A 15,214-nucleotide genomic window follows, 5' to 3' on the forward strand; every position below is an offset into this window, starting at 1 on the left:
GGTAACAAAATGACAGAATTTCTTGGGAATATGTATTCCTGGTTTACATTTATTCCGAAGATCACATTGTCGAATCTTTTTGAAATTCTGATCCTCACAGTTCTGATCTATGAAGTCCTTTTATGGGTGAAGTCGACGAGAGCGGGAGTGCTTCTCCGCGGTGGTATGATCATTGTTGGTTTTTACCTGCTGGCGGCGATGCTCCATTTAAATACGATCACCTGGATCATCAACCATATGGGCCAGCTCGTATTGACAGCCCTCATCATTATCTTCCAGCCGGAGCTTCGAAAAGCGCTGGAGCAGCTCGGAAGCAAAAATATCATCACAGACCTTTTTATTTCTGAGAATTCCAGACAGCAGGAAGGATATACAGAGAAGACCGTAAATGAGATTACCCGTGCGGCCTTTGAAATGGGAAAAGTAAAGACAGGAGCCCTGATCGTCATCGAGCGCGACACTCCGCTTCCAGAGATCGAACGCACGGGAATCCCGGTGGACGGAATCGTCACGAGCCAGCTTCTGATCAATATTTTTGAACACAATACGCCTCTTCACGACGGCGCGATCATTATCCGTGGAAACCGCGTGACCTCTGCGACCTGTTATCTGCCGCTTTCTGATAACCTGAGCATCAGCAAAGACCTGGGAACAAGACACCGTGCGGCTCTTGGAATCAGTGAGAGCACGGACAGCCTGACCGTTGTAGTCTCCGAGGAGACTGGACGGGTATCCCTGGCGGAGGGCGGAAGTCTCAGAAGGATCAACAGTCCGGAAGAGTTAAAGCTTGCGATCGCTGCAAAGCCGGAGGAGGAGACGGTATCCGGCCCGTTCAAACTCTTGAAGGGATGGCATAAAAATGAAAGAAAAGCAGAATAGACGATGGGGACTTTTGCTGATTTCCTTCCTGTGTGCCTTTTTAGTCTGGCTGGGGGTCGTCAATGTGGCGGATCCGGTCATGACGGATACTGTGGAGGTGCCGGTAGAGATCATTAACAGCGACGTCCTCACGAAGAACAACCTGACATATGCGGTTGTCGGAAAATCGACAACCACAGTTCAGTATGAGGTAAAGACGACAAATGCGTATCGGATCCGTTCCTCAGATTTCCGGGCGTACGCGGATATGACAGACATGTGGTCCGTGACAGGCGCGATCCCGATCAAGGTCGAGGTCCTAAACCACTCCGAATACCTGGTCTCCATGCCGGTGAGCCGGACGGGAACGATCAAGATCGAGACGGAACCGCTTCAGAGGAAGACATTTACCATCGGCGTCATGACGACGGGAATGCTTGAGGACGGCTACCAGACTGGCAAGGTGACACTGTCACCGGAGACACTTACGGTTGAAGGTCCGGAATCCCTGATCGGACAGATTAGCAGCGTCGGAATCGAGATCAACTTAGACGGAAAGAACGCGGATTGGAGCGATTCGGAGGAACCGAAGTTCTATGACGCGAACAAAAACAGCATTACGATCAGCGATCGTCTGATCAGTAACTGCAAGAGTGTCGATTATACCATGGAGATCCTGAAAGTGAAGAATCTGAGCCTGGATTTCGATGTCACCGGTGAGGTGGCGGGCGGTTATCGCTACACAGGTGTGGAGTGCGGACTTAAGAGTGTCCCGGTGGTCGGATTAAAGAGCGCTCTGGCATCCTTAAATACGATCACGATCCCGAAGGAAGAGCTTGATGTTTCCGGCGCGAGGGCAAATATCGTGAAGACTATTGATCTGAATGATTATCTGCCGGAGGGAGTTTCCCTGGCTGGGAAGGACAGTTCCGAGATCACGGTGACACTTACGGTGGAGCAGTTGAAGGAACGGGAATATACGGTCCGCATCAGCGCTGCCAGTTATGTTGGGGCGGACAGCTCCTACAGCTATCGGGCAGACCCGGGAACGGTCACAGTCCGGATCCGTGCGCTTCAGGAAGAACTTGACAGCCTGCAGCTTACGGCTGAGGACCTGAGTCTGAATGTCTCTGGAATGGGAGAGGGAAGCCACCAGGTTCAGCCGACGCTTAACAGGGAGCTTGATTCTGCCTATGATTTGCTGGGAATTTCCAGCTGTACGGTAACTGTCGCAAAGGAACAGGAGTCTGCGACGGAGACAGAGCCTGAGACAACTGAGAAAGAGACAACAAAAGCGTCGGAAACTGCCGCTGAGAGCAGCAGCGAGGCGGAGACAGAGGGGGAGACCGCTGCGTCTGCGACAAGACACGCGGTGATCGTCCCGCCGGAGACGACGGAAGCACGTCAGGCGACAGGTCTTCAGACCATATTTCGAAATTAGGAGTTAAAAATACTTATGGTAAAGCAAAAAGTTACGATCGAAAACCCAACCGGTCTTCATCTGAGACCGGCAGGGCTTCTGTGCAAGGAGGCACTGCGGTTTCAGAGTTCGATCAAATTTGAATATGGAAACACAACAGCTAATGCAAAAAGTGTACTGAGCGTGCTGGGGGCATGTGTAAAGTGCGGAGATGAGATCGAATTGATCTGTGAGGGAGCGGACGAAAAGGAAGCTCTGGAAACGATCACGGAACTGATCAATGGCGGTCTCGGAGAGTAGGCTGATATGCTGGTTTATGTGATTTGTTACGGCGCTGCCATGCTTTTTGCATTCAGCGCCCATTTTACCTTATCAGGAATGTCACTGATGTTTGCAGCACTATATCTTTATCTGTGGGAATATGGGAAAAGCGGCAATCCGCTTCATCTCCGCGGACTGTTTTCCTTGTTTTATGTGGGAGGAGAAGGAATCTCCTGCCTGAAGCTGTCAAACCTTCAGAAGGACTGGAGTTTAGAGACCTGGGCGTGCTTTTTTGTAGCTTTTGCGGCATTCTGGAATGTGTACGCACTGGCAGAAAAGAAATTTGGATATGAGAAGGAAAAAAAGACAATAGATGGATTTTCCCTGAAGTTTACGGGGGAGACCCCGGAGAGATACGGGACAAGAATTTTCATTGCACTTACCGGGCTGACAATCCTGTCCCTGACTGCCTTTCTGTTTGAGGCATTCCGGTTGGGATATGTGCCGTTTCTCCTTCGGGGAGTGCCGCATGCCTACTCATATTTCCATATTTCCGGGGTCCATTATGTGACGGTGTCATGTGTACTGGTCCCGTCCATGGAAGTGCTGTTATGGTTCTATGACAGGGAGATGGGGAAGGCGAAAAGAATCGTTTCCCTCATTATGACAGGGATCGCGCTCCTGATCCCGGTGCTTTGTGTATCGAGATTTCAGCTGATCTTTGCGGTGATTCTCGCAGTGCTGACATTTATGATCGTCAGCGGATACAGGAAAATCAGGTATCTTTTCATGGCAGCGGCGGGACTTGTTCCACTCTATGTGATCTTAACGATTGCCAGAAGCCATGATGTGACGTATCTGAATGGAATCTTTGAGATGAAGAATGCGGCTACGCCGATCTTTATCACGCAGCCTTACATGTATATTGCAAACAATTACGACAATTTTGACTGTCTGGTACGGGAGCTTCCGGCCCATTCTATGGGACTAAAGGGAATGTTTCCGCTCTGGGCATTATCGGGGCTTAAGTTTATAAAGCCTGCATTAGTGGACTGGCCGATCTACGTGAATAAGGAGGAGCTGACTACGGTTACACTCTTCTATGACGCGTATTATGATTTTGGAATTGCCGGTGTATTTCTGTTTTCATCAGTATTGGGAGCGGCTGCCGCATGGCTTTCTGCAAGGACATACCCGGGAAGAAATCCGGCGTGGTACCTATTCTATTCTCAGGGAGCGCTCTATTTTATGCTCTCGTTTTTTACAACCTGGTATTCCAATCCTACGACCTGGTTTTACTTTGTGGTGACCGGTGCCTTTGGAATTTTTTTAGAGATTAAACACAACAGACGGAGGAGACAGCTATGATATCAGAAAAAATGAAACCATTTATGGCTAATAATTCCGCGATCCGCGCAATGTTCGAGGAAGGGAAAAGAATGGCTGCTGTTTACGGCAGGGAGAATGTATATGACTTCAGCCTTGGAAACCCGAATGTTCCGGTTCCGCAGGTGACAGAGGCGATCCTCGACGTGGTGAAGAATGAGGATTTCATGACACTCCATGGATATATGAGCAATGCAGGCTATGAAGATGTCCGTCAGACTATCGCAGAGTCCTTAAATAAACGGTTCGGAACGAATTTTTCCTTTAAGAACCTGATCATGACAGTGGGTGCGGCGAGCGGATTAAATATCATTTTAAAGAGCATTTTAAATCCGGGCGATGAGGTTATCGTGTTTGCACCGTATTTTGTGGAATATAATGCGTATGTGAGAAACTATGACGGAAATGTTGTGGTCATTTCTCCGGATACTGAGACGTTTATGCCGAAGCTTGATGAGTTTGAGGCGAAGATCACTGCTAAGACGAAGGCTGTTATCATCAACAACCCGAACAACCCGACGGGTGTTGTGTATGATGAGGCGACGATCAAGGCTATGGCTGCGATCCTGGAGAAGAAGGAAAAGGAGTTTGGCACATCGATCGTGCTGATCTCTGATGAGCCGTACCGTGAGCTGGCTTACGGCGGGGTTGAGGTTCCGTTTGTGACGAAGTATTATCACAATGCAGTTGTGGGATATTCTTACAGTAAGTCCCTCTCTGTTCCGGGTGAGCGTATCGGCTATGTCGTGATTCCGGATGAGGTGGATGATTCTGCGGCCCTGATCGGAGCGGCTACGATCGCGAACAGGGTGATCGGATGTGTGAATGCGCCGTCACTGATTCAGAAGGTGATCAAGTATTGCATTGAGCATGAGGTTACAGTGGATCTGGAGACTTATGAGAAAAACAGGAATCTGATCTATGGTGCGCTGACGGAGTATGGATTTACCTGCGCGAAGCCGGACGGAGCGTTTTACTTGTTTGTGAAGTCTCCGGTGGAGAACGAGAAGGAATTTTGCGAGGTGGCGAAGAAACATCATGTGCTGGTGGTTCCGGGCAGTTCGTTTGCTTGTCCGGGGTACGTGAGACTGGCTTACTGTGTGTCCTATGAGCAGATCGAGAGGTCGCTGCCGGCATTTAAGGAGATTGCAGAGGAGTACGGGCTTTGTAAGTAGTGATGGCGGGAAAACCGGTGAAAGGAGTACAGATCATTAGCCGGACTTTGTTTGAAAGCATATAAAGCCGTATGAGATCATGTGGAGTACTGAAAAAGGGGGATCGACTGAGTAAAATACTGCGGATGGAATGCAGCAGGATTTTTACAGGATTAGGAGGTCCATGGAATGAATTTCAGAAAGTATGCAGGGATTATTTTAAATATTCTGGTTCCTTTGCTCACAGTTTATCTGGTCTGTGTCTGGGGACTGAGGCTGGTGGTGTTTTTTCTTCCGTTTGTGATCGGATGGATCGTGGCAGCGATCGCGAATCCGGTGGTGCGTTTTTTTGAAAAGCGGCTGAAGATCGTCCGCAGGCACGGCTCGATGGTTCTGATCGCAGGTGTGCTGGCACTGGTGATCTTTGGCATCTATGCGCTGTTTTCCTGGGTGTTCCGGGAAATGACGGAGTTTGGGCAGGCACTGCCCGGAATTTATGCGTCGATCCGGGAGGAAGTCGATCTGGCCTGCGAGCGGATCGGGGGACTTTTGAAGTATCTTCCTGCAGACACGGAGATGACGATCGTCTCCGAGCTGGAGAATGTGGGTGGATATATCGGTGATTTTGTTCAGAAGATCGCAGCTTCCGCAGGCAGCCGCGTAGTGCGGACGCTGCCGGAGGTCTTTGTGAATACGATTATTGTATTTCTTTCTTCATACCTGTTTCTGGCAGATCATGATAAGCTTGTGGAGACGGTACGGAAGGTTATGCCGGAGCCTGTGATCAAGTATGGACGGATGATGAAGAACGATATCCGGACGTTGATCGGCGGGTATTTTCTGGCGCAGTTTAAGATCATGTTCGTGGTCGCAGTGGTGTTGGTAATCGGAATGTTATTCCTCAGGGTTCCATATGGAATTTTTCTTGGAATCGCGATCGCGATTCTGGATTTTCTGCCGATGTTCGGCACAGGAACGGCATTGATTCCCTGGGCAGTGGTGAGACTCTTTACCGGGGAGTACGGTTATGCGCTCAGCCTTGTCATTCTCTATGTTTTAACACAGGGCATCCGTCAGGTGATCCAGCCGAAGATCGTCGGTGACAGCATGGGACTTCCGCCGCTTGCAACACTATTCTTCCTCTATCTTGGTTTCAAGTTCCGCGGTATTGCAGGAATGATCATCGCTGTACCGGTCGGCATCCTGTTTATCCGGTTTTACGGATATGGGGCATTTGACGGCCTGATCAGGAATGTGAAGCTTCTTGCAGAGGAGATCAGGAAGCTGATGGAAGGATAGAAAATAAGAAAAAGAGACAGGCATTTGGAAGCTTATCTAAATTTCCGGATGCCTGTTTTGGTATAAGAAAACAAAATTTATTCAGCAGATGAGCCATCGGCGGGGACAATAACGATATTGACGTCCGGGATATTACAGGATGCCGTGATGCTGGCATTGGATATCCGGAGGAAGATCTTCTGAAAAACTTTGCTGGTTTTAAACTCTGCATTTAAAGGTCGAAAATAAGTGTAGGAATGTATCAGGTGTGCATCCGCTGCATAAAATAGAACGATATTCAATTGAGCGAGGAAATTATGGCACAGGGATATTTGCAGGTGGATGTTGTGTCGGACGCGAACAGTTTTCCGGTACAGGATGCGGATATTGTGATTGCAAGGACGGAGGAACCAGATGAAATTATTGAGGAGACGAGAACGAACAGTTCCGGACAGACGGAGAATCTTCCATTAAATGCACCACCAGTAGAGCTTTCATTGTCACCGGAGGAGACGGAGCGTCCATATGCAGAATACACGATCCGAATCACGGCACCGGGATTTGAGCCATTTGTCGTTTCAGGAACGGAGGTTCTGGCGGACGTGACGGCGATCCAGGGGATTCGTTTGCGGCCTCTTTCGAATGCCTCGGCCGAAGAGCAGATAGAGACCGTGACGATTCCGGATCACACACTTTATGGTGATTACCTTCCAAAAATCGCGGAGAGCGAGATCAAGCCGGTTATAGAGACAGGAGAGATCGTTCTATCCAGAGTGGTCGTCCCACAGACGGTCGTGGTACATGACGGAGTTCCAACGAACACGTCCGCAGCCAACTATTATGTTCCGTATCGGGATTATATCAAAAACGTAGCCTCCAGTGAGATATACGCGACCTGGCCCCGCTCCGCGATCGTCGCGAATGTGCTGGCAATCATGTCCTTCACGTTAAATCGTGTCTATACGGAATGGTACCGCAATCAGGGATATGATTTTACGATCACATCATCAACCGCGTATGATCATAAATGGATTTATGGGCGGAATATTTTTGAGTCCATCTCTGTCGTGGTGGATGATATTTTTGATAATTATCTTTCGCGCCCGGGAGTGAAACAGCCGATCCTGACACAATACTGCGACGGGCGGAAGGTTCGGTGTCCGGGGTGGATGACGCAATGGGGCAGCTGTGAGCTCGGAGAAGCGGGGTACAGTCCCATCGAGATCCTGCGGAATTTTTATGGAGATGATATGTATATCAATACGGCAGAACAGATCTCCGGCATCCCGGCATCGTGGCCGGGATATGATCTGAAGATTGGTGCCACCGGTGATAAGGTGCGGCAGCTGCAGGAGCAGTTAGATGCAATCTCCAGCGTGTATACCGCAATTCCGGATATTTCCCCTGATGGGATCTATGGTCCGGCTACCGCGGAAGCTGTTCGGAAATTCCAGTCGATTTTTGGACTTCCCCAGACCGGAGTGGTAGATTTTGCTACATGGTATAAGATTTCCCACATATATGTGGGGATTACAAGGATTGCGGAATTATCGTAAATGAAATATGGATAGAAAGTGATATGTTGCCGGACATGGTGACAGGAGATACCTGCCGATCCTGTCACCATGAATTCAGGAGCAGGCTATCGCAGGACGGAGAAGTGAGGATTAACTGATACTATGAATAAAATGCAGTCAGAAGTCAAGAGACGGATATAGATATGTTGAAACGGTTGTCGGAAAAAAGAGAACGATTTCCTCGGATTTACCAGAAAAATCCTTGTAGAATCCACAGAAATGTGCTATGATATGAGTGTCAGAAAAATACATGCGCAGATATGGTTCATCGGTAGAACGCTAGCTTCCCAAGCTGGAAAGGCGGGTTCGATTCCCGTTATCTGCTTCCATCGGGGGATCCTTAGAAATTAAGGATTCCCTTATTTTATGCGGTTTTGCGGGATTTCCGGAATAAGCTTATCCTTTCGAATAAGAGGGTAAAAGTGCATATTTCCGGGGAAAGTATCACACGAAATATCACACAGGAAAACTGATTTCGTGGAATCCTACTGATAGCGATATAGTGAGGCGATGATAATGAAGGAAATGGAAAGAAAATTTGAACTGACCTTTTTAAAAATGTAGTTATGCTGTCGGAGTAATCATATAATAATCTGATGGAAAATGTTTATATTATAGGCAGCAAGAATCGTTATGATTGGCCGATGGAATCCAAGACGCAGTTAGAACGGGGAAAACGTGTACTGCACGATTTTATATAGGATGAAATTGCTGTGCAAAGTAATCAGTGAAACTGCCGGATTCTTCGAAAAAAAGAAGATCCGGCAATTTCGCTGTTTACAGACCGATTTTATTTAATGATGTCATGGAGAACAATAGAAAATTGCCTATCGTGCACTGATAAAACTTCCGCATGACGCTCCTGAAATCATGGAAACATTCCCGGATGTCAGGCAGTTCCCGCCAGTGCAGGAATTTAAACCGCAGTTTATTCCGGAAGAGCAGCTGCCTCCGTTGAAGCCGTTTGTGCAGCTGGTGCCGCAATTATTTCCACTCCCCCAACTTGGATATCCCTTCCCAGATAACGTATAAAGACCAATAGCATTTCCATTGGAAATCACGCATCCGCCCTGCGTCCGGACCATAGAAATGGCGTTGGTGTCAGTTGTGTATCCACAGTTGTTTCCCGGACGGAAGCCGGTCTGGCAAGAGCGGGACGCAGCGAAGGACGCGAAAGGCATTGCGAGTGTCATCATGGCGGAAACTGCGAGAGCAGTCATCATCTGTTTTTTCATGGTAAAACCTCCTGTTATGTAAAAATGTTACAAAAATATTACAAGGAGAATTCTACCACAAAATTCCGCGCATAGAACTGGGAATGAATGGCAATATATTTTGCGATAAGAGCTGTATGATGAGAGGCAAGGCGCTTATTTCGCAGCAAGTGCCTTCCGGTCTTTTTTGATCAGCTTCCTCATCGCCTCCACCGCTGTAACAACAGCGGCTTCCGTATCATAGACCTGCGGATCCTCTAACCCAAGTTCCCGTCTTGTCTGGTTCGCGATCACGAGCATCACGGAACCGGTGCGGACTCTGCGGACGCAGCCGACGATGAAGAGGGCAGCGGACTCCATCTCGGAGGCGAGGGCACCACAGGCGATCCAGGCCTTCCATTTGGAATTCAGTTCATCTGCCACTGGCATGGAATCCGGGGAGTGCTGGCCGTAGAAGTTGTCTTTGCACTGGACGACACCGAGGTGATGGCGGTAGCCGAGTTCCTCAGAAGCTTCCTTTAACGCAGCAGTGACATCGAAATCAGGAACCGCCGGATACTCGATGGGTGCATATTCCTTTGTGGTCCCCTCAAAGCGGATCGCGCCGGTGGCGATCACGAGATCTCCGCCGAGCACTTCCTTCTGCATGCCGCCGGAGGTGCCCACACGGATGAAGGTGTCCGCACCGCAGTGGATAAGCTCTTCGACCGCAATGGAGGCGGACGGTCCGCCGATCCCGGTGGAGACAACGCTGACTTTTTCTCCGTCGAGATAGCCGGTGTAGGTGGTGTATTCCCGGTTTTGGGCGATCTTTACCGGATTGTCGAAATGCTTTGCAATCTTTTCACAGCGTCCGGGATCGCCCGGCAGGATCACGTAGCGTCCCACATCCCCGGTGCCGACGCCGATGTGATATTCTTTTCCTTTTGTATAGACAAGTTTACTCATAAGCTGCCTCCTCGCATAAGAAGTTTATAAGCAGGAAAAAGCATTTACAGCCGATTTTCGGAATAAGAAAGGTACCTTCCGTCTGTATCAGGGCTGTTTTCAAATCTTTCCTTTTTTAATATTCATTTTACCATTTTTCCGCAATAGAGACAACTCTTTATAACATCTGAACAGATACTTCCAACAAAAAATAAATACACTATCAGAAGTCAGAAAAGTACGAGATACCGGTCGATGATATTTATCTGGAAGAAAGACATCACAAAAAATACAGAATATATTTTTGCTTCGCAGCAAGAAATATACCCATCAGTCGAGTTAACATAATTCAAAATTTCACTCCCGGACAACACTGGTTAGTCCGTCATAACTTTCACAAACAATTTCTTGAAAAATTTCAAAAAACCAGTTGAAAAATCTCTCACCGCATGATAGAATAGTGAAAATTTGGGCTGAAATAAATTTTCAATCCCAGATAGGAAACGAACACGAACACAGAAGAAAGGGTGGCGTCATGAAAGCATATTTAATACTGGAAGACGGAACCGTGTTTGAAGGAACAAGCATCGGCTCTACCAGGGAAGTAATCAGTGAAATTGTTTTTAACACATCCATGACCGGTTATTTGGAAGTCCTTACCGATCCGTCCTATGCAGGACAGGCAGTGGTAATGACTTATCCGTTAATTGGTAATTACGGTATTTGTAAAGAAGATATGGAATCCGGAAGAGCATGGCCGGATGGTTATATTGTCAGAGAATTATCTAGGATCCCCAGTAATTTCAGAAGTGGGGACACGATTCAGCATTTCTTAGAAGAACAGGATATTCCAGGTATCAGTGGTATCGATACAAGAGCCCTCACAAAGATTTTAAGAGAAAAAGGAACCATGAACGGCATGATCACAACGAACGGATCTTTTGATCTGGAAGAAGTGAAAGAGCGGATCAGTGCTTATAAGGTAACAGGCGTTGTATTAAAGACAACCACAAAAGAGAAATACGTTCTCCCGGGGGAAGGAAAGAAAGTTGCACTCATGGACTTTGGCGCAAAGAAGAATATCGCCAGAGAGTTAAATAAGAGAGGCTGCGAAGTGACCGTATATCCGGCAGATACTCCGGCTGAGGAAGTCTTAAAGACAAACCCGGATGGGATCATGCTTTCCAACGGCCCTGGAGATCCGGCAGAAAACACGGAGATCATCAAAGAAGTCAGAAAGTTTTATGAATCCGATGTTCCTGTTTTTGCCATCTGTCTCGGACATCAGCTCATGGCTCTTGCCACAGGCGCAAATACATATAAGCTGAAATATGGCCACCGCGGCGGAAATCACCCGGTAAAAGACCTTGAGACGGCCCGCGTCTACATTTCCTCCCAGAACCACGGATACGCGGTAGACGAACACAGCATGAATCCGGAGGTTGCCGTTCCGGCGTTCGTGAACGTGAACGATAAGACGAACGAGGGATTAAAGTACGTGGGCAAGAATATCTTCACCGTCCAGTACCACCCGGAAGCATGCCCGGGACCGCAGGATTCCGGATATCTGTTTGACCGCTTTTTACGCATGATGGAGGAGGAAAGATAATGCCTAAGAATCCAGAGATCAAGAAAGTACTTGTAATCGGTTCCGGTCCGATCGTTATCGGCCAGGCCGCAGAATTTGACTATGCGGGAACGCAGGCCTGCCGCTCCTTAAAGGAAGAGGGCATTGAAGTCGTTCTCTTAAACTCCAACCCGGCAACAATCATGACGGATAAGGATATCGCGGACCGGGTATATATTGAGCCGCTGACGACTGAGGTTGTTGAGCAGTTAATTAAGAAAGAAAAACCGGACAGTGTCCTCCCGACCCTTGGAGGTCAGGCCGGCTTAAACCTTGCGATGGAACTGGAGGAGGCCGGTATCTTAAAGGCAAACAACGTGCGCCTTATCGGTACAACAGCCCTCACGATCAAAAAAGCCGAAGACCGTGAAATGTTCAAGGAGACAATGGAAAAGATCGGCGAACCGGTGGCTCCGTCTGAGATCGTTGAGGATGTGAACACAGGTCTTGCTGTTGCAAAAGAGATCGGTTATCCGGTCGTTCTCCGTCCGGCTTATACCCTTGGCGGCTCCGGCGGCGGTATTGCCTATAATGAGGAGCAGTGCGCAGAGATCCTGGAGAACGGACTCCGTTTATCCCGTGTGGGCCAGGTCCTTGTAGAGCGCTGTATTGCGGGCTGGAAGGAGATCGAATATGAGGTTATGCGTGACGGTGCAGGCAATGTGATCACCGTCTGCAACATGGAGAATATCGACCCTGTGGGCGTACATACCGGTGACAGTATCGTTGTCGCTCCGTCCCAGACATTAGGAGATAAAGAGTACCAGATGCTCCGTACCTCCGCGTTAAAGATCATCACAGAGCTTGGTATCACCGGTGGCTGCAACGTACAGTACGCACTTCACCCGGAGAGCTTCGAGTACTGTGTAATTGAGGTGAACCCGCGTGTCAGCCGTTCCTCCGCCCTTGCGTCCAAGGCGACAGGATACCCGATCGCGAAGGTTGCTGCGAAGATCGCTCTCGGCTACACACTGGATGAGATCAAGAACGCTGTTACAAAGAAGACCTACGCAAGCTTCGAGCCGATGCTTGACTATGTGGTAGTCAAGATGCCGAGACTTCCCTTCGATAAATTCATCAATGCGAGTCACAAGTTAGGAACCCAGATGAAAGCGACCGGTGAGGTCATGAGTATCTGCACAAGCTTTGAGGGCGGCTTAATGAAAGCGATCCGCTCTCTGGAGCAGCATGTGGACTCCTTAATGTCTTACGACTATAGCGGACTCACAGATGAACAGTTAAAAGAGCAGCTTTGCAACGTGGATGACCGCCGGATCTGGGTCATTGCAGAGGCACTCCGCCGCGGTTTCGATTACGAGCTGATCCATGATATCACGAAGATCGATATCTGGTTCATCGATAAATTAATGATCCTCGTTGAGATGGAGAATGCCTTAAAGAAAGCCGGGAAGAACCTCGACGCGGATCTTTTAAAGGAAGCAAAGCGCATTGAATTCCCGGACAATGTGATCGCGAGACTCACAGGTCTCACGGAAAACGAGATCAAGGAGATGCGTCATGCAAACGGCATCCGTGCTGCCTTCAAGATGGTAGATACCTGCGCGGCTGAGTTTGCGGCTGAAACCCCGTACTATTATTCCTGCTTCGGCAGCGAGAATGAGGCAGAGGGCGAGACTGAGAAGAAGAAGGTTCTTGTTCTTGGCTCCGGACCGATCCGTATCGGTCAGGGTATCGAGTTCGATTTCTGTTCTGTTCACAGCACCTGGGCCTTCGAGAAAGAGGGCTTTGAGACCGTCATCATCAACAATAACCCGGAGACCGTCAGCACAGACTTCGACATCGCGAATAAGCTGTATTTCGAACCGCTGACTCCAGAGGATGTGGAGAGCATCGTTGATATCGAGAAACCGGACGGAGCAGTTGTCCAGTTCGGTGGGCAGACAGCCATCAAGCTCACAGAGGCTCTGATGAAGATGGGAGTCCCGATCCTGGGAACCGCTGCCGAGGATGTCGATGCCGCTGAGGACAGAGAACTCTTCGATGAGATCCTTGAGCAGTGCCAGATTCCGAGAGCAAAGGGACAGACTGTATTTACAGCGGAAGAAGCGAAAAAGGCAGCAAATGAGTTAGGCTATCCGGTACTCGTTCGTCCGTCCTACGTTCTTGGCGGACAGGGCATGCAGATCGCGATCTGCGATGAGGATATCGACGAGTTTATCGGCATCATCAACCGGATCACTCAGGAGCATCCGATCTTAGTTGATAAGTATATCATGGGTAAGGAGATCGAGGTCGATGCGATCTGCGACGGTACCGATATTCTGATCCCGGGTATCATGGAGCATATCGAGCGTACCGGTATCCATTCCGGCGACAGTATCTCCGTATATCCGGCGAAGAGCATCACCGAGGACAACAAGAAGACGATCGTGGAATACACAGAGAAGCTCGCAAGGGCGCTCCATGTCAAGGGAATGATCAACATCCAGTTTATTGTAAATGATGAAGGTGTATTTATCATCGAGGTCAACCCGCGTTCCTCCAGAACCGTCCCATATATCAGCAAGGTAACCGGAATCCCGATCGTACCGCTGGCAACCCAGATCATCTGTGGTCACACGATCCGGGAACTCGGCTACACACCGGGACTCCAGAAAGAGGCAGATTACTACGCAGTGAAGATGCCGGTATTCTCCTTCGAGAAGATCCGCGGGGCTGATATCAGCCTTGGACCGGAGATGAAATCCACAGGTGAATGCCTCGGTATTGCAAAGACCTTCAACGAGGCTCTTTACAAGGCTTTCCAGGGTGCAGGTATCAAGCTTCCGAAGTATAAGAACATGGTCATGACTGTCCGTGATTCCGATAAGGAAGAGATGCTCGACATTGCTGCGAGATTCAAGGCACAGGGTTACCGTATCTTCTGTACCGCAGGAACCGCAAAGTATTTCAATGAGCACGGCGTAAAGGTCATTCCGGTAAGAAAGATCGAGCAGGAGTCTCCGAACCTTCTTGACCTGATCCTTGGACATGAGATCGACCTTGTCATCGATATCCCAGCACAGGGCGCAGAGAGAAGCCATGACGGCTTTATCATCCGCCGGAATGCGATCGAGACAGGCGTTACCGTTCTCACTGCGGTCGATACTGCGAGAGCGCTTGTGACAAGTATGGAAAATCGTGCAAAAGAACTTACACTGATCAATATTGCTGAAATCTGATATTGGTAAAAAATAGAAGAGCAGCCCGTTTCACGCTGGAGTGAGATGGGCTGCTTTTTACGTTGCCCCAGCAGCGTATGCCGGAAATGTATGCCGGAAATTTGAAAGAGGTGACGCGCTATGCAAAAAAAGAAACATTAACGCTTTATCAAGATGAATATATGCATTGATAATGTATAAAATATTGAAAAAACTGCATGAAACAATATAATTATGCACTGAATATTGTATAAAATGCATAATCTGTAAAAAAAACATAAAAAAGTGCTTTACAAAAGAATAATTATACATTATAATGCGTATCAACATCACACATGTGAGACATAGAAA

Annotated in this window: 11 protein-coding genes and 1 tRNA gene; 10 read left to right on the plus strand and 2 right to left on the minus strand. The window is 48.5% G+C overall.

Annotation, left to right across the window (positions count from 1 at the left end):
• Window positions 1–9 precede the first annotated feature (9 nt).
• The 8 genes from cdaA to DXA87_RS12475 all read left to right on the plus strand — a co-directional run bounded on the left by cdaA (window position 10) and on the right by DXA87_RS12475 (window position 8,259).
• Complete coding sequence (gene cdaA, locus DXA87_RS12440; RefSeq protein WP_015554138.1) at window positions 10–879, plus strand: diadenylate cyclase CdaA; 870 nt, start codon at window positions 10–12, stop codon at window positions 877–879.
• Window positions 860–2,299 carry a CdaR family protein gene (locus DXA87_RS12445; protein WP_117504637.1) on the plus strand — a complete coding sequence of 480 codons (1,440 nt, stop codon included), beginning with the start codon at window positions 860–862 and terminating at the stop codon, window positions 2,297–2,299. The genes cdaA and DXA87_RS12445 overlap by 20 nt, the downstream gene beginning before the upstream one ends.
• A gap of 15 nt (window positions 2,300–2,314) precedes the next feature.
• Entirely contained in the window at window positions 2,315–2,578 is a 264-nt protein-coding gene (locus DXA87_RS12450; protein ID WP_015554140.1) for an HPr family phosphocarrier protein, read from the plus strand.
• A 6-nt stretch (window positions 2,579–2,584) separates the two neighbouring features.
• Window positions 2,585–3,907, plus strand: coding sequence for an O-antigen polymerase (locus tag DXA87_RS12455; RefSeq protein WP_117469361.1), 1,323 nt, complete (start codon window positions 2,585–2,587; stop codon window positions 3,905–3,907).
• The gene (locus DXA87_RS12460) at window positions 3,904–5,100 is read left to right on the plus strand and encodes a pyridoxal phosphate-dependent aminotransferase (protein ID WP_117469362.1); all 1,197 of its coding nucleotides are present in this window, start codon (window positions 3,904–3,906) and stop codon (window positions 5,098–5,100) included. Before DXA87_RS12455 ends, DXA87_RS12460 begins: the two co-directional genes overlap by 4 nt.
• Window positions 5,101–5,268: 168 nt before the next feature.
• Entirely contained in the window at window positions 5,269–6,378 is a 1,110-nt protein-coding gene (gene ytvI / locus DXA87_RS12465) for a sporulation integral membrane protein YtvI (RefSeq protein ID WP_117504639.1), read from the plus strand.
• 296 nt (window positions 6,379–6,674) lie between these two features.
• Window positions 6,675–7,913 carry a peptidoglycan-binding protein gene (locus tag DXA87_RS12470; RefSeq protein ID WP_117504641.1) on the plus strand — a complete coding sequence of 413 codons (1,239 nt, stop codon included), beginning with the start codon at window positions 6,675–6,677 and terminating at the stop codon, window positions 7,911–7,913.
• Window positions 7,914–8,188: 275 nt separating this feature from the next.
• Window positions 8,189–8,259: transfer RNA gene (locus DXA87_RS12475), tRNA-Gly, on the plus strand.
• Between the two features lie 502 nt (window positions 8,260–8,761).
• Here the strand turns inward: DXA87_RS12475 and DXA87_RS12485 are convergent.
• Entirely contained in the window at window positions 8,762–9,169 is a 408-nt protein-coding gene (locus tag DXA87_RS12485) for a hypothetical protein (RefSeq protein WP_117504643.1), read from the minus strand.
• A 135-nt stretch (window positions 9,170–9,304) separates the two neighbouring features.
• Complete coding sequence (gene udp, locus DXA87_RS12490; protein ID WP_117504645.1) at window positions 9,305–10,096, minus strand: uridine phosphorylase; 792 nt, start codon at window positions 10,094–10,096, stop codon at window positions 9,305–9,307.
• A 514-nt stretch (window positions 10,097–10,610) separates the two neighbouring features.
• On the opposite strand from udp, the gene DXA87_RS12495 reads away from it, so the two are divergent.
• Window positions 10,611–11,684: a carbamoyl phosphate synthase small subunit gene (locus DXA87_RS12495; protein ID WP_117504647.1), complete on the plus strand. Its 1,074-nt coding sequence runs from the start codon at window positions 10,611–10,613 to the stop codon at window positions 11,682–11,684.
• Complete coding sequence (gene carB, locus DXA87_RS12500) at window positions 11,684–14,884, plus strand: carbamoyl-phosphate synthase large subunit (protein ID WP_117504649.1); 3,201 nt, start codon at window positions 11,684–11,686, stop codon at window positions 14,882–14,884. The genes DXA87_RS12495 and carB overlap by 1 nt, the downstream gene beginning before the upstream one ends.
• Window positions 14,885–15,214: the final 330 nt, after the last annotated feature.

The organism is Desulfotomaculum sp. OF05-3, from assembly GCF_003435535.1.
Classification (GTDB): domain Bacteria; phylum Bacillota; class Clostridia; order Lachnospirales; family Lachnospiraceae; genus Pilosibacter; species Pilosibacter fragilis.